At 65.0% G+C, this 20973-nt stretch carries 23 protein-coding genes, 2 tRNA genes and 1 pseudogene; 15 read left to right on the top strand and 11 right to left on the bottom strand.

From position 1 onward, the window contains the following. Positions 1-80 precede the first annotated feature (80 nt). The gene (locus AC5V87_RS25545) at positions 81-1256 is read left to right on the top strand and encodes a DUF2336 domain-containing protein (RefSeq protein ID WP_495368074.1); all 1176 of its coding nucleotides are present in this window, start codon (positions 81-83) and stop codon (positions 1254-1256) included. Positions 1257-1469: 213 nt separating this feature from the next. Here AC5V87_RS25545 and AC5V87_RS25540 read toward each other — a convergent pair whose 3' ends face one another. Further along, positions 1470-2048, bottom strand: coding sequence for an Hpt domain-containing protein (locus AC5V87_RS25540; protein WP_495368073.1), 579 nt, complete (start codon positions 2046-2048; stop codon positions 1470-1472). 27 nt (positions 2049-2075) lie between these two features. After that, positions 2076-2621 (bottom strand): response regulator, encoded by a 546-nt coding sequence (locus AC5V87_RS25535; protein WP_008549760.1) that lies wholly within the window; start codon positions 2619-2621, stop codon positions 2076-2078. 171 nt (positions 2622-2792) lie between these two features. On the opposite strand from AC5V87_RS25535, the gene AC5V87_RS25530 reads away from it, so the two are divergent. The 3 genes from AC5V87_RS25530 (at position 2793) to AC5V87_RS25520 (ending at position 4232) form a co-directional block, all read left to right on the top strand. Further along, on the top strand, positions 2793-3356 hold the full coding sequence (locus AC5V87_RS25530) for a DUF2975 domain-containing protein (RefSeq protein ID WP_456837821.1): 564 nt from the start codon (positions 2793-2795) through the stop codon (positions 3354-3356). A gap of 2 nt (positions 3357-3358) precedes the next feature. Then, a complete protein-coding gene (locus tag AC5V87_RS25525) occupies positions 3359-3634 on the top strand; it encodes a helix-turn-helix domain-containing protein (RefSeq protein ID WP_495368072.1) in 276 nt (91 codons plus the stop codon). Between the two features lie 139 nt (positions 3635-3773). Then, positions 3774-4232 (top strand): hypothetical protein, encoded by a 459-nt coding sequence (locus tag AC5V87_RS25520; RefSeq protein ID WP_456837823.1) that lies wholly within the window; start codon positions 3774-3776, stop codon positions 4230-4232. Between the two features lie 8 nt (positions 4233-4240). Here the strand turns inward: AC5V87_RS25520 and AC5V87_RS25515 are convergent, their stop codons facing one another. After that, positions 4241-5020: an NAD kinase gene (locus AC5V87_RS25515; protein WP_456837824.1), complete on the bottom strand. Its 780-nt coding sequence runs from the start codon at positions 5018-5020 to the stop codon at positions 4241-4243. A gap of 256 nt (positions 5021-5276) precedes the next feature. Here AC5V87_RS25515 and AC5V87_RS25510 point away from each other — a divergent pair, with 256 nt between their 5' ends. After that, positions 5277-6845, top strand: a complete 1569-nt coding sequence (locus AC5V87_RS25510; protein ID WP_495368071.1) for a S10 family peptidase — start codon at positions 5277-5279, stop codon at positions 6843-6845. 66 nt (positions 6846-6911) lie between these two features. Here the strand turns inward: AC5V87_RS25510 and AC5V87_RS25505 are convergent, their stop codons facing one another. After that, positions 6912-7454 carry a tetratricopeptide repeat protein gene (locus AC5V87_RS25505; RefSeq protein WP_456837826.1) on the bottom strand — a complete coding sequence of 181 codons (543 nt, stop codon included), beginning with the start codon at positions 7452-7454 and terminating at the stop codon, positions 6912-6914. 250 nt (positions 7455-7704) lie between these two features. Here AC5V87_RS25505 and AC5V87_RS25500 point away from each other — a divergent pair, with 250 nt between their 5' ends. From AC5V87_RS25500 to AC5V87_RS25485, 4 genes are all read left to right on the top strand, one after another. Beyond that, complete coding sequence (locus AC5V87_RS25500; protein ID WP_495368070.1) at positions 7705-8067, top strand: His-rich protein BRANT; 363 nt, start codon at positions 7705-7707, stop codon at positions 8065-8067. Positions 8068-8376: 309 nt separating this feature from the next. Beyond that, positions 8377-8799 carry a hypothetical protein gene (locus tag AC5V87_RS25495; protein ID WP_495368069.1) on the top strand — a complete coding sequence of 141 codons (423 nt, stop codon included), beginning with the start codon at positions 8377-8379 and terminating at the stop codon, positions 8797-8799. A gap of 284 nt (positions 8800-9083) precedes the next feature. After that, the gene (locus tag AC5V87_RS25490; RefSeq protein WP_456837829.1) at positions 9084-9791 is read left to right on the top strand and encodes an outer membrane protein; all 708 of its coding nucleotides are present in this window, start codon (positions 9084-9086) and stop codon (positions 9789-9791) included. A 241-nt stretch (positions 9792-10032) separates the two neighbouring features. After that, positions 10033-10275, top strand: coding sequence for a hypothetical protein (locus AC5V87_RS25485; RefSeq protein ID WP_495368068.1), 243 nt, complete (start codon positions 10033-10035; stop codon positions 10273-10275). A gap of 137 nt (positions 10276-10412) precedes the next feature. Here AC5V87_RS25485 and AC5V87_RS25480 read toward each other — a convergent pair whose 3' ends face one another. Then, the gene (locus AC5V87_RS25480) at positions 10413-10667 is read right to left on the bottom strand and encodes a hypothetical protein (protein ID WP_456837830.1); all 255 of its coding nucleotides are present in this window, start codon (positions 10665-10667) and stop codon (positions 10413-10415) included. Between the two features lie 303 nt (positions 10668-10970). After that, positions 10971-11357 (bottom strand): hypothetical protein, encoded by a 387-nt coding sequence (locus AC5V87_RS25475; protein ID WP_495368067.1) that lies wholly within the window; start codon positions 11355-11357, stop codon positions 10971-10973. 108 nt (positions 11358-11465) lie between these two features. On the opposite strand from AC5V87_RS25475, the gene AC5V87_RS25470 reads away from it, so the two are divergent. From AC5V87_RS25470 to AC5V87_RS25460, 3 genes and pseudogenes are all read left to right on the top strand, one after another. Next, positions 11466-11639 carry a hypothetical protein gene (locus tag AC5V87_RS25470; RefSeq protein WP_495368066.1) on the top strand — a complete coding sequence of 58 codons (174 nt, stop codon included), beginning with the start codon at positions 11466-11468 and terminating at the stop codon, positions 11637-11639. A gap of 447 nt (positions 11640-12086) precedes the next feature. Then, on the top strand, positions 12087-13784 hold the full coding sequence (locus AC5V87_RS25465) for a methyl-accepting chemotaxis protein (RefSeq protein ID WP_495368065.1): 1698 nt from the start codon (positions 12087-12089) through the stop codon (positions 13782-13784). Positions 13785-13870: 86 nt separating this feature from the next. Beyond that, positions 13871-14032, top strand: a pseudogene (locus tag AC5V87_RS25460) (GFA family protein); the annotation flags it as partial. Between the two features lie 345 nt (positions 14033-14377). Here AC5V87_RS25460 and AC5V87_RS25455 read toward each other — a convergent pair. After that, a tRNA-Thr gene (locus AC5V87_RS25455) sits at positions 14378-14452 on the bottom strand. A 162-nt stretch (positions 14453-14614) separates the two neighbouring features. Beyond that, entirely contained in the window at positions 14615-15094 is a 480-nt protein-coding gene (locus AC5V87_RS25450; RefSeq protein ID WP_495368064.1) for a hypothetical protein, read from the bottom strand. Positions 15095-15401: 307 nt separating this feature from the next. On the opposite strand from AC5V87_RS25450, the gene AC5V87_RS25445 reads away from it, so the two are divergent. Together AC5V87_RS25445 and AC5V87_RS25440 are read left to right on the top strand one after the other, a co-directional pair. Beyond that, on the top strand, positions 15402-15887 hold the full coding sequence (locus tag AC5V87_RS25445) for a hypothetical protein (protein WP_495368063.1): 486 nt from the start codon (positions 15402-15404) through the stop codon (positions 15885-15887). 43 nt (positions 15888-15930) lie between these two features. Next, positions 15931-16419: a hypothetical protein gene (locus AC5V87_RS25440; RefSeq protein ID WP_495368062.1), complete on the top strand. Its 489-nt coding sequence runs from the start codon at positions 15931-15933 to the stop codon at positions 16417-16419. A gap of 145 nt (positions 16420-16564) precedes the next feature. Here AC5V87_RS25440 and AC5V87_RS25435 read toward each other — a convergent pair. Then, positions 16565-16650 (bottom strand) — tRNA-Tyr (locus tag AC5V87_RS25435). A 207-nt stretch (positions 16651-16857) separates the two neighbouring features. Between AC5V87_RS25435 and rlmB the strand changes: the two genes are divergently transcribed. Then, complete coding sequence (rlmB, locus tag AC5V87_RS25430) at positions 16858-17685, top strand: 23S rRNA (guanosine(2251)-2'-O)-methyltransferase RlmB (RefSeq protein WP_456837836.1); 828 nt, start codon at positions 16858-16860, stop codon at positions 17683-17685. A gap of 15 nt (positions 17686-17700) precedes the next feature. On the opposite strand, the gene AC5V87_RS25425 is transcribed toward rlmB, so the two are convergent. Together AC5V87_RS25425 and AC5V87_RS25420 are read right to left on the bottom strand one after the other, a co-directional pair. Then, a complete protein-coding gene (locus tag AC5V87_RS25425) occupies positions 17701-18729 on the bottom strand; it encodes an LLM class flavin-dependent oxidoreductase (protein WP_495368061.1) in 1029 nt (342 codons plus the stop codon). 88 nt (positions 18730-18817) lie between these two features. Then, entirely contained in the window at positions 18818-20875 is a 2058-nt protein-coding gene (locus tag AC5V87_RS25420; RefSeq protein WP_495368060.1) for an ATP-dependent helicase, read from the bottom strand. Positions 20876-20973 lie beyond the last annotated feature (98 nt).

The raw sequence follows: 20973 nt of genomic DNA, 5'->3' as shown, positions 1-20973 counted from the left end.
TTTGTTAAGCGTCGTGGTTTATTTTGTGTTGCAGGTGACGAGCCGTCACCATTTTGTTTGTTGTGTAAGCCGGAAGCAGCATGATCGTTCGGCAGTTTATCAATTGGATCAGGACGGCGCCCGCCGGCGAGCGGGCCGAGGCGACACGGGCGTTGGCCCGGGCCTGGCTGATCTCAGACCTTTCGACAGACGACCGCGTCGCCGCCGAAGGCGCGCTTCTGATGCAGCTCGATGATCCCTCGCCGCTGGTGCGGCAGGCGATGGCCGAGGCGTTTGCGCGCAGCCTCGATGCGCCGGCTGCGATCGTGCGGGCGCTGTCGGCAGACCAGCCGACCGTCGCGCTGCCCGTGCTCGAGCATTCGCCGCTGCTGATTGACGCCGATCTCGTCGACATCGTTGCCACCGGCAATGACGAGGTGCAGTGCGCGGTCGCCCGCCGCATCGCGCTGCCGGTGTCGGTCTGCGCCGCCATCGCCGAAGTCGGCTGCGCGGCGTCGGCGCTCGAGCTGATCGAAAATCCCCATGCCGAGCTTGCGCCGTTCTCGTGGAATCGTATCGTCGAGCGTCACGGCCATCTCGCCGCGATCCGCGAGGCGATGCTGGTGCTGGAGGATCTGCCGGCGGCAACGCGTGCCGCGCTGGTGGCAAAGCTTTCCGAGACGCTGGCGCAATTCGTCGTCGCGCGGAACTGGCTGAGCGCCGACCGCGCCGAGCGCGTGACGATCGAGGCGCGCGACCGCTCCACCATCAACATCGCGGCGCGCTCGCGCGGCGACGATATGCAGGGGCTGGTGCATCACCTCCGCGTCACCGGCCAGCTGACTGCCGGTCTCATTTTGCGCGCGCTGCTGTCGAGCAATCTCGATTTGTTCGACGCGGCGCTGGCTGAGCTCGCCGATCTGCCGCTGGCGCGCGTCTCCGCGCTGCTGCACGACCGCCGCGGCAACAGCCTGCATGCGCTGCTGCGCCGCGCCGGCCTGCCCGAGGCGACGTTCGCCGCGTTTCAGGCGGCGCTCGATGCCTGCCACGAGCAGGGCTTTGTCGACAGCGCCGACGGTGCCGCGCGGCTGCGCCGCCGCATGGTCGAGCGCGTGCTGACCCATTGCGAAACCGACCGCGGCGCCACCGAGCCGCTGATGGTCCTGCTTCGCCGCTTCGCGACGGAATCGGCGCGTGAAGAGGCGCGGCTGTTCTGCGACGAGATCGTCGCGGATGATGCGATCGATCCGGTCTACGACGATTTGATCGCGGCCTAGCGAGATTCCGTAGGGTGGGCAAAGGCGCGCAGCGCCGTGCCCACCATCCGTCAATGATAGCGACAGATGTCGGCACGCTCCGCTTTGCCCACCCTACGATACTTATCGTACGGATGGAGCTCTCCGTCATTGCGAGCGCAGCGAAGCAATCAAGACTGTCCCCGTGGCGGGATTCTAGATTGCTTCGCTGCGCTCGCAATGACGAGGAGAGGGCTACTCCACCGGCACGATGCTCGGCGCGAGGATCGCCTCAAGATGCTCGGGCCGGTCGCGGTTGACCTGGGCGAGATAATCGTCGGCGACCTTGCGCAGGCGGCGGCTGAGCTCGGCGGAGACGCTGATCCTGTTGAGCTGGGTGTTCTCGTGCACGATGGCGAGGATCGCGTTAATGTGGTGCGTGAACAGCTCGGCCGGCACCTTCTCCAAATCGGGCGCGTGCTCGATGACCCGGCACAGGCTCTCGGCGATTCCGGCCGCGGCGGGATAGCCGAACGTCGCGGCGTCACCCTTGATGTCGTGCGCGGCGCGGAACAATTCGTCGCGCCGCTCCTTGGTGAAGCCGTCATGGCGGATGGCGACGTAGGCGGCCGACAGCCGGTTCACCTCGGTCGTCATCCAATCCTCGAACTCGCCGGAGAGACCTGCGAGCGCCTGTTCGGCGCGGCCGATCGGATCGTCAATGTCCTTGTCTTCGACCCGGCGCAGAACCTTGCGCAGCGGGTTGGGCTGCGTGATCACTTGGTGCGTGGCGAAGGCCGTGACCTCGATGTCCTTTGCGCTGTTCTTCGCCATGATGCCGGCCTCGTGTGAGACGTTGCGCTAGATGGAGGAGCGGGCCTTGTCGAGCAGCGAGGGCTGCTGCAGCACCTCGTGCTTTTCGCCGACGCGGCGCTCGGGACCCATATAGGCGGAGTTGGTGTTGCGGCGCCGGTCCGGACCGAAATAGGTCTTGGTCTTGATGAAGGGCCGGGGATTGGCGACGACGTTGAGGATGCGCTGGTACAGGCCTTTCGCGGAGATCGGCTTGGCCAGGAATTCGGTGACGCCGGCATCGCGCGCGACGGTGACGCGGCGCTTCTCGGAATGGCCGGTCAGCATGATGATCGGCGCGTAAGGATTGCCCTTGGATTCCGGCTGCCGGATCATCTGCGCGAGCTCGAGTCCGTCGAAGATCGGCATCGCCCAGTCGGTGATGACGATGTCGGGGACGTAATGGCTGTACATTTCCAGCGCGGTGGCGCCGTCTTCGGCCTCGTAGACTTCGCGCGCGCCGAACGAATGCAGCAGCGTCCGCAGGATGCGGCGCATGTGCGGATTGTCGTCGCAGACGAGGAAGCGCAGCTTGTTGAAATCGATGCGGAACATGACGCCCGGGCCAAAGCGGTCAACCTTCGTTAACCATATCGCGCCGGGGGTTAATGAAGGGTTGCGGTTGTATCTTGCGGCGTATCGGGCGGGCGGGCGTCTGGATATCGTAATTCTGCCATTTTTTATCGCAAAACAATAAAATATTCCGCTTGAACGGAGCGTCGTCCAATGAGCGTCATCGTGTTTCCTTGCCCCGTGCCGGCCGAGCCGCGATTGCGGCGGATCGGACGGATCGTCGCCGTCGGCGCGCTCGTCTGCGTCGCGGGCGCTGTGATTGCGGTGCCGTTGCTCTGGTCGAGCGACGAGGTGCTTCGGCACTGGATCGCCACTCAATCCCCGCTGGGGGCGCGGCCCTTCACGCTCAATCCCGGCACGCGCTTCGCCGGCGCGCTGATCAGCCTGATCGGGCTTGCGCCGGTGATCTACGCCTTGTTGCAACTCTCGATGCTGTTTTCGTGTTTCGCGCGCGGCGACGTGTTCGTGGCCGACAACACCTGGCGCATCCGGCGGATGGGCCTTGCTTTGATCGCCAATGCGCTGATCTCGCCGCTGGTGCAGATGCTCACGGCGATCAATCTGACGCGGGCCAACCAGCCGGGTCAAATCGTGGTCATGTTCGGCATCGACCAGTCGCACGTGCTGTCGGTGCTGAGCGGCCTCGCGCTCATCGCCTTCGCGACCGTGATGGGCGATGCCGTTCGCCTCTGGCACGAGAACAGCGAGATCATCTGACCATGCCGATCGTCGTCAATCTCGACGTGATGCTCGCCAGGCGCAAGATCAGGTCGCGTGAGCTCGCGGCCCGCATCGAGCTCACGGAAGCGAATGTCTCCCTGCTGAAGTCGGGCAAGGTGCGCGGCATCCGCTTCGACACGCTGGAGCGGATCTGCGCCGTGCTCGACTGCCAGCCCGGCGACATCCTGGAATACGTCCCCGAAAATGCGACGGCGCGCGAGAGCCTCGCGTGGCCGGCCGGAAATCGGCCTAGCCGGATCCCGTTTCAAGGTTAGTCTGGAGAAGCCTGCGATGAACCGCCGGTTGCGCGTTCTTTCGAGCGCGGCAGCGCTCATGCTCGCCGGATGCGGCTCGATGCCGCTGACGTCGATCCGGCCGCTCGCCCGCATCGATGCGAGGACGACGGATCTGTCGATGCTGCGCGTCGCCGTGCAATTGCCCGACGCGCTGCGGCCTCGTTCGGGCGGGGTCAAGCTCGACGTCGTCACCAAGCTGTCGGGGGAGGCGGAGGCCAAGATGAGCTTCGCCATGATGGAGCTGAGCGCGCGCGAGCGGAGCGGCCTGCCGGCCCCGCCACAGAACTCCTCCATCTACGCCTATCGCTTGTCGCCAGAAGATGCCGCGCGCTTCGAGGCGTTGCGCGCCTCGATGGTCGAGCAGGGGAAGAACGGCAAGCGCGGATCGATGGGACTTGGCGTGGCCGCCAGGGAATTCTGTCGCGCGAGCGCAGGCCCGTCGGACTCGCTGCTAGTGACGATCTATCTGATGACATCGGAGACGAAAAGTTTCGTTCCGGTGGTCAGGGATTTTGACTTGCTGAGCGATCCCGCCATGGCGGGAGGCTTGGAAGCGATTCAGCCCTGCGGCCAGTGAGCCGGGGCTCAGTAGCCGAACTGCTCGCGCAGGATGCGCTCTTCCAGGCTGTGGCCGGGATCGAACAGCATGCGCATGGAGATGGACTTGTCTGAGAGCACCTCGACGCGGCGGACCCTGCGCACCTCCTCATGGTCGGCGACGGCCGCGACCGGGCGCTTGTCGTCTTCCAGCACCTCGATCACGACATAGGCGCTGTTGGGCAACAGGGCGCCGCGCCAGCGCCGTGGCCGGAAGGCGCTGATCGGTGTCAGGGCAAGGAGCGCCGCGTTGATCGGCAGGATCGGGCCCTGCGCCGACAGGTTGTAGGCAGTCGAACCTGCCGGCGTTGCCACGATGATGCCATCGGCGATCAGCTCGGACATGCGCTCGCGCTCGTCGATCAGGATGCGCAGGCGTGCGGCCTGGTAGGTCTGCCGGAACAGATAGACCTCGTTGATGGCGTGATGCAGGTGCACGCGGTCGTTGGAGTCCGTGGCGCGCATCAGAAGCGGGTTGATCTCGGACTCGTGTGCCGCCGCGAGTCGCGCGCGCAGATCGTGCGTCGAATACTCGTTCATCAGGAAGCCGACGGTGCCGCGGTGCATGCCGTAGATCGGTTTTCCCGTGCGCATGTTCCGGTGCAGCGTCTGGAGCATCAGCCCGTCGCCGCCGAGCGCCACCACGACGTCGGCATCACCAGGATCGCAATTGCCATAGTCCTTGGTGAGCTGGTTGAAGGCGGTCTGCGCCTCGTTGCTTGGGCTCGCGACGAAGGCGATCCGGTCGTATCGCATGGGCTTGGTCATGGCTTCCGGCAAGGCCGCTGGCTAGAGAAAGTTCCGCCGGGCTCGTCTATACGACCTGGGCCCGCATTGTCGAGGAGGACCGCTCGGCAAGGCAAACGGACGATTGTCCATCTCGATTTCCGGTCAAAATCCGCTCGATCTGAGCCCGGCCGGCCTCCTCGGGCGCCGCTGGACCGGCGATCCCCCAAACCGTCGCATTTGCTCGCTAGCCTTTGGATGTGCACCGGCTCCTCATAGCCGGGCAGGGAGGACGATCATGGACACGAGCTTGCCGGCCGCGCGCTGCGCGATCCTGGTGCTGGCGCTGTCGATCTTCGCGGTCGCAGGCGTTGCGCACGCGGACGATCCACCGCAGCCGCGCGCGGAGACGGCCGCGCCAGCCGGTCAGAAGGGCGGACGCGGCAGCGGTCCGCAAACCGCGTCACAGAATTCGTCGTCGCCTGCCGAACTGCACCGTCTCCCGGCGGACTCCACCACGCAGCAGACGCTCGATCTGCCCGGCCGCACCCTCAACTTCGCTGCGACCGCTGGTTCGATCCGCGTGTTCGACGGCAAGGGCGAGCCGCTGGCCGACATCGCTTACACCTCCTATGAGCTCGATGGCGCCGATCGCGCGACGCGCCCCGTGACGTTCCTGTTCAACGGCGGACCGGGTGCATCCTCGGCCTGGCTCCAGTTCGGCGCGGCCGGGCCGTGGCGGCTGCCGCTGCACGGCGAAGCTCTCTCACCGTCGGCCTCGCCCGAGGTGAGGCCGAACGCGGACACCTGGCTCGACTTCACCGATCTCGTCTTCATCGACCCCGTCAGCACAGGCTACAGCCGCTTCGTCGCCAGCGGCGAAGACGCGCGAAAATCGTTCTACTCGGTCGATGGCGACGTCAACGCGATCGCGCTGGTGATCCGCCGCTGGCTGGAGAAGCACGACCGGCTGACCTCGCCGAAATACGTCGCGGGCGAGAGCTATGGCGGCATCCGCGGGCCGAAGGTCGTGCGCCAGTTGCAGCTCCAGCACGGCGTCGGCGTCAGGGGATTGATCCTGGTATCCCCGCTCCTCGACTTCCGCGAGTTCACCGGCACCAGCCTCCTGCAATATGTCGCGACCCTGCCGAGCTACGTGGCGGTCGCGCGCGAGGCGAAAGGACCGGTCACGCGCACCGATCTCGCCGACGTCGAGGCTTATGCGCGCGGCGAATTTCTGACCGACCTCGTCAAGGGCGAGGCGGACCGGGAGGCTACCAACCGGCTCGCCGACAAGCTCGCCGAGCTCACCGGCATTGACCAGGCGGTCAGCCGCAGGCTTGCCGGCCGCTTCGACGTCGGCGAATTCCGCCGCGAGCTGGACCGCAAGAACGGCAAGGTGACCGGGCGCTATGACGGCTCGGTGCGCGGCCTCGATCCCTATCCGGATTCGAGCAGCTCGCGGTTCGGCGATCCCTCGGGTGACTCCCTCCAGGCGCCGCTGACGAGCGCGGCGGTCGACGTGCTGACGCGCAAGCTGAACTGGCGGCCCGATGGCTCCTACGAGGTCCTGAATGGCGCCGTCGAGGGCCATTGGGACTTCGGCCGCGGCATCAACCCGCCGCAATCGGTGTCGGAGCTGCGCCAGATCCTCGCCACCGATGCGAGGCTCAACGTGCTGGTCGGACACGGCCTGTTCGATCTCGCCACACCCTATTTCGGAACCAAGCGGGTGCTCGACCAGCTCCCGGCCTTCGCGACCCAGCGCGTCAAGTTCGTGGTCTATCCCGGCGGCCACATGTTCTATTCGCGCGACGGCTCACGGCAGGCGTTCCGCAGCGAGGTCGAGGCGCTGATCAGGGAGTAGCCGAGAAAGCAGAACGGGCACAACCGCAAGGTTACGCCCGTTCGCCTGATGCAAAGATGCGACTTTTCAATAGACGAGCGTCGCGCCGGTCGGCTTGTCGAGCGCCGCGGCCAGCGAGCGATATTCGGAGCTGTCGGTGCCGGCGAGCGAGGCGATCTTGTTGAGGTGATATTGCGCCTGCTCGCGGTTGCCTTGCTCGAGCTGCCAGAGGCCGTAATACTGCCAGGTGCGGACGTGGTTCGGATCGTCCTTCAGCGCGATCTCGTAATAGACCTTCGACGACTGGTAGTCGCCGAGCTTGCGATAGGAGTAGCCGATCAGGTTCGCAACGTCGGCGACGTCGTCGCGCTTGAGCGATTTCAGCTGGCTGATCGCGCCGGTGTAGTCGTGGTTGTCGTAGATGGCGGTATAGGCGGTGCGATAGGCCGCGAGGAATTTGGGATCGCTGACGGAGGAGCTCTTCTTCTTGCCCTTCTTGGACGAGGAGTCCGACTTCGGCGGCGAGGAGGGCTCGTCACTGCCCGCGGCATAGGCGCTGGACAGCACCGGCGCGGCCGCCAGCGTCATGGCGAGCAGTCCCGGCACAAGAAGCATTGAGAGTTTGCGCATCTAAGTTCTCCCGTATGGAACGTGGCGATCCTACACGATTGCCCGAAGACCGGAACACCCATTGGGCGAAAACATTCCCGCTTCGCACGAGCCATTCCCCTCGAGGCAGATGACAAACTTGTCATCGAGATGAACGGAAGCCTGCAACCGGCTTCAGACTGGGTTCAGTGCGTGGCGCCTAGGCTCCCACCTACGATCGAAGGGTCGGCGAGAGGGCGCCGCCTCAAGATCCTTCCAAGAGGAGACCACCATGCTGAAGACCATTTCCGCAGCCTTGCTCGCAGCTTCCGTGATCGCAGCCCCGGCCTTCGCGGCTGAGGCCGGCAAGACCACCACGACCGCCCCGGTGATCAAGGCGGACCCGAGCCAGACCAAGTCGACCACAGCCGCGAAACCGGACGCCAACGTCAAGGCCAATACCAAGGCCGCCGACGTCAAGTCGGATGCCAAGGTCGACACCAAGAAGGCGATGAATGCCAACGCGGCCGTGACGCCCGACGAGCACAAGACCGTGCGCACCCATCGCCATCACCACAAGCACCTGTCGTCGAAGAAGTCGCTGAAGACGCAGCCGGACGTCACCAAGCCGATGACGACCGACAAGCGCAGCTAACGACTGATCCCGCGCGGCGGCATCCCTGGCATTGCCCTGTCGCCGCGCGCGGAATTCAGGCCCGACCCGTTCGTCATGCCCCCTCGCGCAAGCAGACGGGGTGCTGGCGGCGGGCCGGTGCGCGTATTGGCCGGATTGCGAAGCGAATTCCCTTTGCGCAACCTCGGAGCCAGAACGTTTTGGAGCGAAGTAGGCGCCGGTTCGCGTGAAGAAAACGCGCCAAAACAAGAATCTGGAGCTTCGGTTCTATCAGAACCGAAAATGCTCTAGAACATTGTCCGAGTCTGTCTGGCCGGAGAATGTGGTAACTTGGGGCGATTGACGAAACGTGCGGCGATTGTGGTGCTGCCGCTGGCGCTCGCGGGCTGTTTCGGCAGCGAGGGTGACCGTCCGACCCTGATGGACGGAGCCCAGGCCGGAGGGCCGCAGCCGTTTCCCGACAATTTCCGCAACGACACGCTCGCCTTGATGCGCACCTATCTCAACAATCCGGTCGGTGTGCGCGAGGCCAGCATGGCCGAGCCTGTGCAGCGTGAGGTTGGCGGCCGGCAGTTCTATATCAGCTGCCTGCATTTCACCCCGCGCGAGAGCGACGGCAGCTACAAGGCCATGCGCGAGCGCGCCGTGATCTTCGTCAATGGCCGCGCCGACCGCGTCGTCGACCGGACCAGCGAGCTCTGCACTGGTGCGGTTTACGCTCCCTTTCCGGAACTGGAAAAGATGACGCGGTAGCGCAAAGCCGGCCTTCATCGCGGGCGTGCTAGAGCAATGGTTGCCGGAGCAGCCGGATCACATTTTGGCGAGCTTTGAACGGGGTGGGTGGCCTTGCGACAGATCGTTACGGCGGGTCTCGCGCCGACGACAAGATTTGTCGGCGCCGGCAGACGTGACGGAACATAATCGCGTTGTTGTCACCCGTCACAGCCGCCAACGATCAACGTTCCGGCATCACCGCGAAGCAACCCAATTCACGCCACGTTGTTTCCAGAGTGTCGTATGAAAGAACGGGGATGACCATGAAGACGATCTTGCTGGGTGCAGTTGCCCTGCTTGCGCTGGCCGCGCCGGCCGCAGCAGCCGACATGCAGCCGCGCACCTACACCAAGGCGCCCGCCTATACGCCGCCGCAGGTGATCTACAACTGGACCGGTTTCTACATCGGCGGCCATGTCGGCGGCGCGTTCGCCGGCGACAGCAGCTTCCAGTCCAGCGATGGCCGTTTCCTGGGCGGCGTGCAGGGCGGCTTCGACTACCAGTTCGCGTCCAATTGGGTGGTGGGTGTCGAGGCCCAGTACTCCTGGCTGCCGACCAACAACAACGGCGTGACGTTCCCGCTGGGCACGCAGGTGACCTCCAACACCGACCAACTCGGCTCGGTGACCGGCCGCGTGGGCTACACTTGGGGCCCGGCGCTGCTCTATGCCAAGGGCGGTTATGCCTGGCGCAATGGCGGTCTCGGCGTCAACATCGCCGGCGTGCCGCAGGCCTTCACCGCGACCGGCAACAACAAGGACGGTTACACCGTCGGTGCCGGCCTCGAATACATGTTCGCCCCGAACTGGTCGGCCAAGGCCGAGTACCAGTACTACAATTTCGGCAGCACCACCTTCACCTCCGGCCCGGCCGACCTTGTCGGTGTTCGCGGCCGGGAGGACGAGCATACCGTCAAGGTTGGTGTGAATTACCGCTTCGGCTGGGGCGGCCCGGCGGGCTCGCGCTACTGATCCCAGCCGCCGCCATCCAGGATTTGACAAAGGCCGGCCTCGCGCCGGCCTTTCGTTTGCCAGCCGCCGTTGTTTGCATTGCGTGAACCATCTGGCGCGTCATTTGCAGGCAAACATTCGGGCGCGCGCCTTCTCACGTGCGTCATGGGACTGAGGTAAAGCAAAAATAATTTTTGCCGCTTACGGAACTCGCGCTCCGGGGCGCGTTATCTGGGATTACCGGGCTGGTGGGACGACGGACATGCGTATCTTTGTGTCGGCAGTGGTGCTCTCGTGCTTCACCTGCCTGCCGTGCTCTGCACAGACAATCCTCAAATCCGAGCCTCTTATGTTGGCACCCTACGAGGTGGCCTTCGTCAAGGCCGCGGCCTGCCCGTCGGGCAAGGTGCTGAAGGTGACAGGCGCGATCCGCGGGCTGCATCGGCGCAAGGCCTGCGTCGCCCTGGCGGGTGAGCAGGCATCGCTGGCGACCGCGACTCCCTGATCTCTTCTTGGGATCCTTTGGGCTTCCGGCCGGATCCCAAAGCATGATCCGGAAAAGTGCGTAGCGGTTTTCCGAAAAGATCATGCGCAAACAACAAGCTAAAGCGCAATGACGATCTTTCCTGACGTCATCGCGCTTTAGGAATTCAGTTCAAGCTCCATGCGGGAGTCCCGCTCGGCCTCAGCCTTGTTCCTGGCGGGGTCCTCGCCTTGCGCTGCCCGGCAGGGCTTGATCTCGTAGTCATTGTCGAGCACCCGACGCGGTCCGGGTCGCTCGTCGTCGGTGCTGACATCGACGACCAGGCCGCTCCGCTGCGCGATCTTCCAGACGTCGGACTCGTCTGGATAGGCTTTGCTGATCTGGGCGTCGTTGCAGAACAGGGCGTAGGGCATTCTTTCCGCTCCGGGAAAGCCCGTTAACGATTGCGCCGCGGGCGGAGTTCCGGCCGACGGACGATCACGGCGCCGTGATCGGGGCGGCCAAATCTTGAGTCGTAAACGAGTCCTGAATCCCGGAAAAAAGAATCCCTGGGACTCTCCGGCCGGAATCAGCGGATGTTTCGGTCATGACGAGCGACCTGAAAACCTGCTGCGGGCACATGCTGCTGCCGTTGACGCTGGCACTGTTCGGCGCCTGCGCAGCCAATCTCTGGTTGGTATGGTCTTGGCTGTAGGTCCCGGCGGACGGGCCGGCGGTTACCTTTCGGCCGGCGGACGGGTAGAGCCGTCGCGGATGGCGGCGCGCAATTTGGTCAGGGTCGCCGCACAATATTCTTCACGCTCGCGCTCGAACCGCTCTTGATGTTTGCGGAAATTCGCGATCCGGGCCTGCATCTCGGTGCGGAAATCGCCGCCTATGCGAGGTGGCGGGACCTGCAGACTTGGAAGGGGGGACGGCAGAGGAGATGCGGCTGGCGGCTCGGGGTCGACCGCGACCGTCTGGATGGTCGTGATCTCTGGAGTTACCTCGAAAGCAGTAGGCGCACGCTCCGGCGGATGGAATTCATCCTTCTTGCCGGTTACGGATTGGACGAAGGCCAGTGTCTGCGCGATCAGTGCGTCGCGCTCCCTGATCCACTTCATGGGTCACCCCACCCTTGCTGCTGCTATTTCACCAAAGCTCGCGGGACGAATCAAGAAGGTGTCCCGCAAGGGATTGCATATTTTTCCCGCCCGCCCGACAGTGGGCGAATGGATGCCGGAAAAGACGGACAAGAACAGCTGGACGAGGTGGAGGGCTTGAGGCTGGTCCGCGCCTTCCTCTCGCTGCCGCCCCACAAGCGGGCGGAGGTGATCGCGTTTGTCGAGGAGCTGGCCCGCCTTCACGCCCAGGCCGGAGAAGGCGAGGGCGCGCCAGCGAGGTGAGTGCTATCGCTCGCGCGGGTTGACGTTGGGCACGAAGGGCGCACCAATCACCCGGACCGGGGCTGGGCTATCGATCGGCCCTCTGTCGGCGACCTGCCTCTCCGGCGGTTGTCGCTCCGGCCGCTGTCCGAAGACGGGCTCGAGCAGCGCAAGCGTGCCGGCCACGATAGCGCAACAAAGCGTCACGGCCCCCAACAGAAACATATTTCGATTTTCTTCCCGGATCCGCATGGGCCGAAAACAATCGACGCGCGCAATTCGTTCCGGGCCTGGGCCGCGCCAGGTGGCAACGCATGCAGTGAAGCTTACGCGGAGCTTACGGATCAGCAGCAGAAGGTTATTTTTACGTAAGACTACTCGGGTTATTTGGCATTAATTTTTAACGATGCGCGGTTCCAATGCCGGTGCTGGGATTACGCCCTGACCGGAAATCATTGGACGGCTGAGATGAGCTTTTTGAACAACCTGAAGATCGTGTGGAAGGTCGCGCTGATCGTGGCCGTGATGGGCTGCGCGATGGTCGCGGTCGCTGGCTTCGGCGTACGCGAACTCTCGGCGACCGTTGACGGGTTCGCCGAGCTTTCCGCCGCACAATCCTCGGCGCTCAATCTGACCCGGGCCCAGCGCCGCGCCGAAACCTACCATGCCGCGCTCTATGCGGTCTTCACCGAGGCGACCGAAGCGGGCAACGCCGCTCGCCTCAAGACCGCAAATCAGAACCGTAACGAAGTCGGCCAGTACCTCGATGCCGCCGTGCAGGACGACCCCGCTCGCGCGAGCCAGGTCAAGAGCATCGGCGACCAGTTGAAGGCCGCGTTCACCAGCTGCGATCCGGTGCTCCAGGCCGGTGCACAGGCGAGTAGCATGGAGGACAATGCCAAGGCCGCCGACCGCGCACACAAGGAGTGCGACCCGGTGCTGGACGCGGCCCTCGCGCGCATCGTCACCTTCGTGAGCGAGACCGCACAGGCCACGAGCAAGCGCAAGGAAGCTATCGCGCGCGACGCGAGGTCCGCGACCTGGACCGTGATCGGTGTCAGCGCCGGCGGCCTGGTCCTCGGCATCGCGATCGCGCTGTTCATCGGCTTCAACGCGATGTCGCGGCCGATCGCGCGCCTCAAGCTCGCGATGGAAGGCCTCGCCCGCAACGATCTCAAGACCGAAGTGCCCGAGAAGGACCGCCACGACGAGATCGGCGAAATGGCCAAGACCGTCGAAGTGTTCAAGACCAACGCGCTCGAGGTCGAGCGCCTCAAGACGGCGCAGGCCGAAGCCGAGAAGCAGGCCGCCGAGCAGCGCCGCCGCGACATGATCAACCTCGCCGACGGCTTCGAGCGCGCGGTCGGCGAGATCATCGAGACCGTCGGATCGGCGTCCACCGAGCTCGAGGCGTCGTCCTCGACGCTGGCCACCACCGCGCATCGCGCGCAGGAGCTGACCTCGGTCGTCGTCGCCGCGTCGGGCGAAGCCACCGGCAATGTGCAATCGGTTGCGACCGCGACGGAAGAGCTGTCGTCCTCGGTCAACGAGATCAGCCGTCAGGTGCAGGAATCCGCGCGGATGGCAGGCGAAGCCGTCACCCAGGCGCGCACCACGACCGAGCGCGTCAGCGAGCTCTCGGTCGCGGCCACGCGCATCGGCGACGTCGTCGAGCTGATCAACACCATCGCCGGCCAGACCAACCTCTTGGCGCTGAACGCCACCATCGAGGCGGCGCGCGCCGGCGAGGCAGGCCGCGGTTTCGCGGTCGTCGCCTCCGAGGTCAAGACGCTGGCCGAGCAAACCGCGAAGGCGACCGGCGAGATCAGCCAGCAGATTTCCGGCATCCAGACTGCGACACAGGAATCGGTGAACGCGATCCGCGACATCTCCGCGACGATCGAGCGGCTGTCGGAAGTGTCCTCGACCATCGCAGCCGCCGTCGAGGAGCAGGGCGCCGCGACCCAGGAAATCTCCCGCAACGTCCAGCAGGCCGCCCACGGCACCCAGCAGGTCTCCTCGAACATCACCGACGTGCAGCGCGGCGCGGCCGAGACCGGCTCGGCTTCCTCGCGGGTGCTCTCGACCGCAAAGATGTTGGCGACCGACAGCAACCGCCTCAAAGACGAAGTCGGAAAATTCCTCCGGACCGTGCGCGCGGCGTAAGGGCGCGCGGCGGCTCTCGTCCGCCGCGCCGATCGCGCCTTTTGCGGCAGCAGCAACGCAAGCGCGATCACGAACAGCATGGCCGTCTGCCCGACACGATCGGCGTTGCCGTCGGCGCCATGGCAAACCCGGATTTTCCGGCGCCTGTCCGATCGGTGTTCGAGCAATCGAAACATGCCTGGGTCGAGATCGCTGGCCGAGGTGTCGAGCACTTCGAACAGAGCAGCGCGCGCAAGAGCTCAGGCTGAGGCCGAGGCTCGCTCAGGGACGCTGCCGACTATTTGCGTTAGACGGCGCTCCCGTCGTCGGTATCGGCTCACCGGGAGCACGGTCCAGCGGCGGGTGAGGCCGAGCGAGTCCAACCGTGCCAGGAGGTGCGTCGTTGCTGGCAGTACGGGTATTGACGCGCTCCAGCGTGACTGTCGATGCAACCACAAGGGCGATCGCCAAAGCGACAGCGGATAGGGCCAAGGCTACCCGATCATTCGGGTCCATCGCTAGACCTCCGCAAGACGGCTCTCTGCTGCGACGATAACGCCGAACTGATGATTTGGTTCTTGCGTCAGGCCACGACTGGATGTCGGCTAAACGAATGGTGCCGGCTGAGGGGATTGAACCCCCGACCTTCGGTTTACAAAACCGCTGCTCTACCGCTGAGCTAAGCCGGCGACGCTGGAAAGCGGGCAGGGCCCGGCCTGCGCCGGAGCCGTCGGCCCGTGCGCGCCGCAATATCAGACTTGGCTGGAAAGTGCCAGAACCCGCGACCTGTCGCGAATACGAAACAGGCGGCTCGCGGGCCGCCTGTTCCGTTTGATCCGACTTGTGCCGCCTTATTGGCACATGTGCCGGCGGCCGTCCTCGCCCTTCACCCAGGTGCCGGGCCGGCAAACGATGCCGTTACGGGCCGCATAGGTATCCCAATTGCCGTACCAGCCCATTTCGCTGCGGTCGTAGCTGCCGTTATATCGGCCGGAATTGTCATAGGCGTAGGAATTGTCCCATCCGCGGAACGGTGCCGACGCAACGGCTGCCGCGGTGCCGACCGCGGCACCAGCAACTGCGCCCGCAGTGTCCAGCGGCCAGAAGCCTGATCGCGTCCCGTCATTCGGGTTCGCTTGCTGCCGGGCCATGTGCCGGCGCCGATAGGCGCGATCTGTTGCGGGATTGCCGGCGCGGAGATTCTGGCAGTTGGGATCCTGGAAGGGTCCGGTGCAGCGGCCCGAATTGTCGACCGTGCTTTGCGCGAAGGCCGGTGTTGCCAGCGTGGACGCGACGATTGCGGCCAAGCCAAGAAGCTTCAGGCTCGTCATGGCATTTGCTCCATGTTGTTGAGACCTGTGCTAAGTGCGACCTCCGGCGCTGGTTCCGCGGTTTCTCGCCGGCAGGGTCACATCGACGTGAGCCCGCCGAGGATGTGTAATTTGTACGACGCAACCCTGCGCCGCTTGGGCACGTGTGGCGAGTTTGCGCCGCGTTAACGCTTCGCTAGCGCGCTTTGCAGCATTTGACCGGCGCGCAATCCTTACACATTAGGCTTACCGGAATTTGGCGAGCGGGCCTTAACCCTCTCTGCGCCGCTATCGGATAGGTTGTGCTCCTGATAACCGGGACCTCCTCATGCGTGCCACGGCGCTTGCCGCCTTTCTGATCGGACTGCCCGCAACGGCGTTGGCCGGCGGCGGCTTCGACATCGTCGTGCCCGGCCGTCCCGGAGTGCCGATCATCATCAACAATATCGACGCGTCCTACAGCGTCGTCGAAGGTGTCTGGGGCCTCGGCAAGAACGTCCAGGTGCAGCCGACGATCTATGGCGGGCGTTACATCGCCGAGCGGCAGCCCGACGATGTCGGCCATTACTACCCGACGCTGGGCCTGCGGCCTGCCTATGGCCGGCTCGAGGTCGAGCCGCCCGCGAACCGCAAATTGCCCAAGCCCGCCGAGAGCTATCACCAGAGCTGGGGCGCGCAATCGGCGCCGCTGCCGCCGCAGATGGACGTGCCGGTCGATCCGCCGCCGGTGATCTACGCGCCCGAGTTCAACGACCAGCCGCGGCCTCATCCGCCGCGACCGCGTGCAAACATTCCCGGCAGGCCGCCGGGTTAAGAAACGTCAAAATCCAAAAGACGAAAATCAACAGGAGAGAGTAATGCGTCAAATGATTTCGGGACTGGTTGCGGCGGCTGCCGTGATGTTCGTCGCGACCGCGCCCGCCGCGGCCTGCGGCTTCACCACTTGCGCGTCCGTCGCACCGGTCTATTCCGGCTGCAACACCGGCTGCGGTGGTTATGCCTACAGCTATGGCTATGGCGCCTATGAGCGTCTCGCCGAGCCGACCACGCAGTACTATTACGTCAACCAGGGCCCGACATATACCGGTCCGGGCGCCTTCGCGCCGTATCCGACCTATCGTGAGGACGCGGTCGTTGCGCCCGCCAATTACGGCTACGGCTATGGCTATCGCGCCGCTGCCTATCCTTATCACCGCCCGTACTACCGTCCGTATCGCTACGGCTATGGCCCGCGCTACGGCTACCTGCCGCGCACGCATTACGGCTATGCTCCGCGCTATGGCTACGCTCATCGCCACGCGCCGTACTACTACGGCGGCCATCGCGTGCTGCGCCGCTATTACTGATCGTTCGATCGGTTGAGTTGACGAGGCGCCTGTCCGCGCGATGCGGGCAGGCGTTTTGTTTTGCGCGGGCGTTGCGTAGCAGCGATCGCGAACAGTCGCTCAAGGAGAGACGTTAAAGCTACGATTGCTTGGTGCAGTGAAAGGCTGGTGGGGGAGGCAGGACTCGAACCTGCGAAGCCATGAGGCGGCTGATTTACAGTCAGCTCCCTTTGCCACTCGGGACACTCCCCCGCTCGACGGCAGCACAATCGGGCCGGACCTTGCCGGCGGACCGAAGACGGCCATGGAACGTGAAGGCCGCGACAGCCCGGATGGGGGCGCGACCGGGCGCGTTTATGGGCGAAGCGGTGGGGCAAAGTCAACCGAGGCGAACAGCTAAAATCGCCCCCATTCGCACCCAAATTGCCATATTCCGGGACCCGTGACACAAGCGAGCCCATGAAGGATCGAAAATTTGCACCGAAGGGCCCGCGCGGCGGCGCTAAGCCCTTCAACCGGCCCGGAAAACCGGTCGGCCGCCCGTCCTGGCGCGACCGCGATTCGCACGCCGACGGGCCCGTCATCCTATATGGCTGGCACACCGTCACCATGGCGCTGGCCAATCCGGCACGGCGGATCCGCAAGCTGACGCTGACCGAGAACGCCGCCCGCCGGCTCGCGGAAGACAACATCGAGACCCGTGTTACGCCCGAGATCGTCCGGCCCCAGGAAATCGACCGCCTGCTGTCGCCCGACGCCGTGCATCAGGGCCTTCTCGCCGAAGCCGATCCGCTGCCTTCGCCTGACATCGAAACCCTGAAGCAGGAAGGCATGGTGCTGGTGCTCGACCAGATCACCGATCCGCACAATGTCGGCGCCATCCTGCGCTCGGCCGCGGCCTTCGCGGTGAGGGCAATTGTCACCACCGCGCGTCACAGTCCGGAAGCCACCGGCGTGCTCGCGAAAGCCGCCTCCGGTGCACTGGAGCTGGTGCCCATGGTGACCGTGCAGAACCTCGCCCGCGCGCTGACTGCGCTCAATGAACGCGGCTTCCAGACCGTGGGCCTCGACAGCGAGGGCACCGAGAACCTGTCGGACGTCGCACTGCGCGAGCCGCTTGCGCTGGTGTTGGGGGCTGAAGGCAAAGGCCTCAGGCAATTGACCCGCGAGACCTGCAGCGTCGTGGCGCGGCTCGATATGCCTGGCGAAATCAAGAGCCTCAACGTCTCGAATGCCGCGGTGCTCTCGCTCTATGTCGGCGCAAGCCGGCTCGGGCTGATGAAGTAGTGGCTGCCTCGAGCGCTACCCCATCATCTCCCGCACCATCGGCACCACCTCGCGCCCATAGAGCTCGATGCTCTTCATCAGCTTCTCGTGCGGCAATGGTCCCGCAGAATACTTCAACTGAAACCGCGAAATGCCGAGCGCCTTCGCGGTCTTTGCGATCTTGCGCGCCACCGTTTCCGGCGAGCCGACATAGAGCGAGCCGCGCTCGGCCTCGCTGACGAACTCGTCGCGGCCCATTGGCGGCCAACCGCGCTCCTTGCCGATGCGATCGCGCATGGTCTTGTAGTCGGGCCACAGCGCCTCGCGCGCCTCTTCATCCGTCGCGGCAACGTAGCCGGGCGAGTGCACCCCGATCGGCTGTGCCGGGCGGCCGAACTCCTTGAAGGCGCGGTGATAGAGATCGACGTAAGGCGCAAAGCGCGCGGGATCGCCGCCGATGATCGCGAGCATCAAGGGCAGGTCGTAATGGGCGGCGCGCACCACCGATTGCGGGCTGCCCCCGACGCCGATCCAGGTCTTGAGCCGGCCGTTCTCGACCGGCGGATAGACCAGCTGATCCTTCAGCGGCGGACGCAGCTTGCCCTGCCAGCTCACCGGCTGCTGCGACAAGAGCGCGGCGAACAGGTCGAGCTTCTCCTCGAACAGCTCCTCGTATTTGCGTAAGTCGAAGCCGAACAGCGGGAAGGATTCGGTGAACGAGCCGCGGCCGAGGATCACCTCGGCGCGCCCGTTCGAGAGCGCATCCAACGTCGCAAAGCGCTGGAACACGCGGATCGGATCGTCCGAGCTCAGCACCGTCACGGCTGAGCCGAGATGGATGTGCTTCGTGCGCGATGCGATCGCAGCCAGCACGGTCTCGGGCGAGGAGATCGCGAAATCGGCGCGGTGATGCTCGCCGAGCCCGATGAAATCGAGGCCGAGCTCGTCGGCCAGCACCGCTTCGTCGACGACATTCCGGATCACCTGCGCATGCGCAAGCAAGGCGCCGGAGGCGTCCCGGGTGACGTCGCCAAAGGTATCCAGTCCGAATTCGAGTGCGGTCATCGATGCGGGTCTCTATGGGATGATCGGCCAGACTTAATGGACCGCAGTCACGCAACAAGGCGGCATTCGGAAATGCTCGGTTTCCGTTTTACCGCCACATCCCGCGCATCTTTGCCCCGATGTCGATCTTCGGGCCCTGTGCCGCGCTGCGGGCTGCGCCCGCCGTGGCCTTCGGCCAGGCGGTGCGCTCGAACAGATAGACCAGCTGCTCCGGGATGAAGCGGGTGCGCGAGGCGTAGACGTGGCGGTCGCCCTTGGCTTGCTGGCCGTGGGTGAAGAAGCGCTGTGGCACGACCAGGTGCAGATCGTCCTTGGCACGTGTCATCGCGACATAGAGCAGGCGGCGCTCCTCCTCGAGCTCGGCGCTGGTGCCGGCACCGAGATCTGACGGCATGCAGCCGTCGATGACGTTGAGCACGTAGACCGATTTCCACTCCTGGCCCTTGGCAGAGTGGATGGTGGAGAGGATCAGATAGTCCTCGTCGCGCAAGGGCGGACCGGACTTGTCGCTGGTCGCGTCCGGCGGATCGAGCGTGAGCTCGGTCAAGAACTTCTCGCGCGAGGCATAGCCGCTCGCGATCTGCTCGAGCTGCATCAGGTCGGCGCGCCGCGTCTCCGAATCCTCGTGGATGCGGTCGAGATGCGGCTCGTACCACAGCCGCACGCGCTCGAGATCGACAGGCCATTCCGAATAGCGCAGATTCTGGGTCGTGCGGACGAAGTCGGTCCAGTCCGCGCCCGTGCGCGGCGGGACCGGGAGCTGCGAGAGCGTGTGCAGCGGGTCGGTGCTTTCGGCCATCTGGTCGAGCACGCGCTGCGCGGTCGCAGGTCCGATGCCAGGCAACAGGTGCAAGATGCGGAAGCCGGCGACGCGGTCGCGCGGGTTCTCGGCAAAGCGCAGCAAGGCCAGCACGTCCTTGACGTGGGCGGCGTCGAGGAATTTCAGCCCGCCGAACTTCACGAACGGAATGTTGCGCCGGGTGAGCTCGATTTCCAGCGGGCCCGAATGCGAGGCCGTTCGGAACAGGACCGCCTGGTGCTTGAGCAGCGCGCCTTGCTCGCGGTTGGCCAGCACCTGTTCGACGATGTAGCGGGCCTGGTCGGCCTCGTCGTGCACAGTGACGAGCTGCGGCTTCTGCCCGGCGCCGCGATCGGTCCAGAGGTTCTTGGTGAAGCGTTCGCGCGCCAGACCAATGACGCCGTTGGCTGCCGCGAGCACCGCTTGCGTCGAGCGGTAATTGCGGTCGAGCGTGATCATCTCCGCGCGCGGCGAGAAGCTTTGCGGGAACTCCAGGATGTTGCGCACGGTCGCGGCGCGGAACGAATAGATCGATTGCGCGTCGTCGCCGACCACGGTGAGCCCGCGCCCGTCGGGCTTGAGCGCCAGCAGGATCGAGGATTGCAGGCGGTTGGTGTCCTGATACTCGTCGACCAGCACGTGATCGAAGCGGCCGCCGATCTCCTCGGCAATCAGCGCATCGCTCATCATCTGCGACCAGTAGAGCAGGAGATCGTCGTAATCGAGCACATGCTGGGCCTGCTTGGCCTCGACGTAAGCGGCGAACAAGCCCTTCAGCTCGGCGGCCCAGCCGGCGCACCAGGGATAGTGCGCCCCGAGCACCTTCTCGATCTCCATCTCGGCATTGACGCAGCGCGAGTAGATCGACAGGCAGGTGCCCTTGGCCGGAAAGCGGCTCTCCGTCTTCGACAGGCCGCGCTCGTGCCGCACCAGATTCATCAGGTCGGCGGAATCTTCGCGGTCGTGGATGGTGAAGGCGGGATCGACGCCGATCCGCTCGGCATATTCGCGCAGGAGCCGCGCGCCGATACCGTGAAACGTGCCGGCCCAGGTCAGCGCATCGCGCATGATCGCGGCGTTGTTCTCACCCAGCACCTTGCGCGCGATGCGCTCGACGCGGCCCGCCATCTCGGCCGCGGCGCGGCGTGAGAACGTCATCAACAGGATGCGACGCGGGTCGGCGCCGGCGACGATGAGATGCGCGACGCGATGGGCCAGCGTGTTGGTCTTGCCGGAGCCCGCGCCGGCGATGACGAGTAGGGGGGCGCCCACGGTCGCACCATCGGCCACGCCATGCTCGACGGCGCGGCGCTGCTCCGCATTGAGCGTGTCCAGATATGTCGCCACGAATCGCCCCGGTGAAAGGCGACAGGGTCGGCGATCCCAACGCGAATCGCAATGCGGCTGGACGGAACCGGTGTTAAGACCTAGGGACAACACAGCCC

The organism is Bradyrhizobium sp. SOJA106 (genome assembly GCF_059448745.1).
Note: the sequence above shows the minus strand (reverse complement) of the source record. Positions and strands in the feature narration are given on the sequence as shown.

Bases quoted from the DNA above. Each gene is read 5' to 3' on its own strand.
- AC5V87_RS25470 (WP_495368066.1), top strand. From the start codon at position 11,466: ATGGATGCCGGAAAAGACGGACAAGAACAGCTGGACGAGGTGGAGGGC.
- AC5V87_RS25505 (WP_456837826.1), bottom strand. From the start codon at position 7,454: ATGCGCAAACTCTCAATGCTTCTTGTGCCGGGACTGCTCGCCATGACG.
- AC5V87_RS25425 (WP_495368061.1), bottom strand. From the start codon at position 18,729: ATGACCGCACTCGAATTCGGACTGGATACCTTTGGCGACGTCACCCGG.
- AC5V87_RS25440 (WP_495368062.1), top strand. From the start codon at position 15,931: ATGCGTCAAATGATTTCGGGACTGGTTGCGGCGGCTGCCGTGATGTTC.
- AC5V87_RS25540 (WP_495368073.1), bottom strand. From the start codon at position 2,048: ATGGCGAAGAACAGCGCAAAGGACATCGAGGTCACGGCCTTCGCCACG.
- AC5V87_RS25515 (WP_456837824.1), bottom strand. From the start codon at position 5,020: ATGACCAAGCCCATGCGATACGACCGGATCGCCTTCGTCGCGAGCCCA.
- AC5V87_RS25445 (WP_495368063.1), top strand. From the start codon at position 15,402: ATGCGTGCCACGGCGCTTGCCGCCTTTCTGATCGGACTGCCCGCAACG.
- AC5V87_RS25475 (WP_495368067.1), bottom strand. From the start codon at position 11,357: ATGAAGTGGATCAGGGAGCGCGACGCACTGATCGCGCAGACACTGGCC.
- AC5V87_RS25485 (WP_495368068.1), top strand. From the start codon at position 10,033: ATGCGTATCTTTGTGTCGGCAGTGGTGCTCTCGTGCTTCACCTGCCTG.
- AC5V87_RS25535 (WP_008549760.1), bottom strand. From the start codon at position 2,621: ATGTTCCGCATCGATTTCAACAAGCTGCGCTTCCTCGTCTGCGACGAC.
- AC5V87_RS25525 (WP_495368072.1), top strand. From the start codon at position 3,359: ATGCCGATCGTCGTCAATCTCGACGTGATGCTCGCCAGGCGCAAGATC.
- AC5V87_RS25510 (WP_495368071.1), top strand. From the start codon at position 5,277: ATGGACACGAGCTTGCCGGCCGCGCGCTGCGCGATCCTGGTGCTGGCG.
- AC5V87_RS25530 (WP_456837821.1), top strand. From the start codon at position 2,793: ATGAGCGTCATCGTGTTTCCTTGCCCCGTGCCGGCCGAGCCGCGATTG.
- AC5V87_RS25520 (WP_456837823.1), top strand. From the start codon at position 3,774: ATGCTGCGCGTCGCCGTGCAATTGCCCGACGCGCTGCGGCCTCGTTCG.
- AC5V87_RS25480 (WP_456837830.1), bottom strand. From the start codon at position 10,667: ATGCCCTACGCCCTGTTCTGCAACGACGCCCAGATCAGCAAAGCCTAT.
- AC5V87_RS25500 (WP_495368070.1), top strand. From the start codon at position 7,705: ATGCTGAAGACCATTTCCGCAGCCTTGCTCGCAGCTTCCGTGATCGCA.
- AC5V87_RS25465 (WP_495368065.1), top strand. From the start codon at position 12,087: ATGAGCTTTTTGAACAACCTGAAGATCGTGTGGAAGGTCGCGCTGATC.
- rlmB (WP_456837836.1), top strand. From the start codon at position 16,858: ATGAAGGATCGAAAATTTGCACCGAAGGGCCCGCGCGGCGGCGCTAAG.
- AC5V87_RS25545 (WP_495368074.1), top strand. From the start codon at position 81: ATGATCGTTCGGCAGTTTATCAATTGGATCAGGACGGCGCCCGCCGGC.
- AC5V87_RS25490 (WP_456837829.1), top strand. From the start codon at position 9,084: ATGAAGACGATCTTGCTGGGTGCAGTTGCCCTGCTTGCGCTGGCCGCG.
- AC5V87_RS25450 (WP_495368064.1), bottom strand. From the start codon at position 15,094: ATGACGAGCCTGAAGCTTCTTGGCTTGGCCGCAATCGTCGCGTCCACG.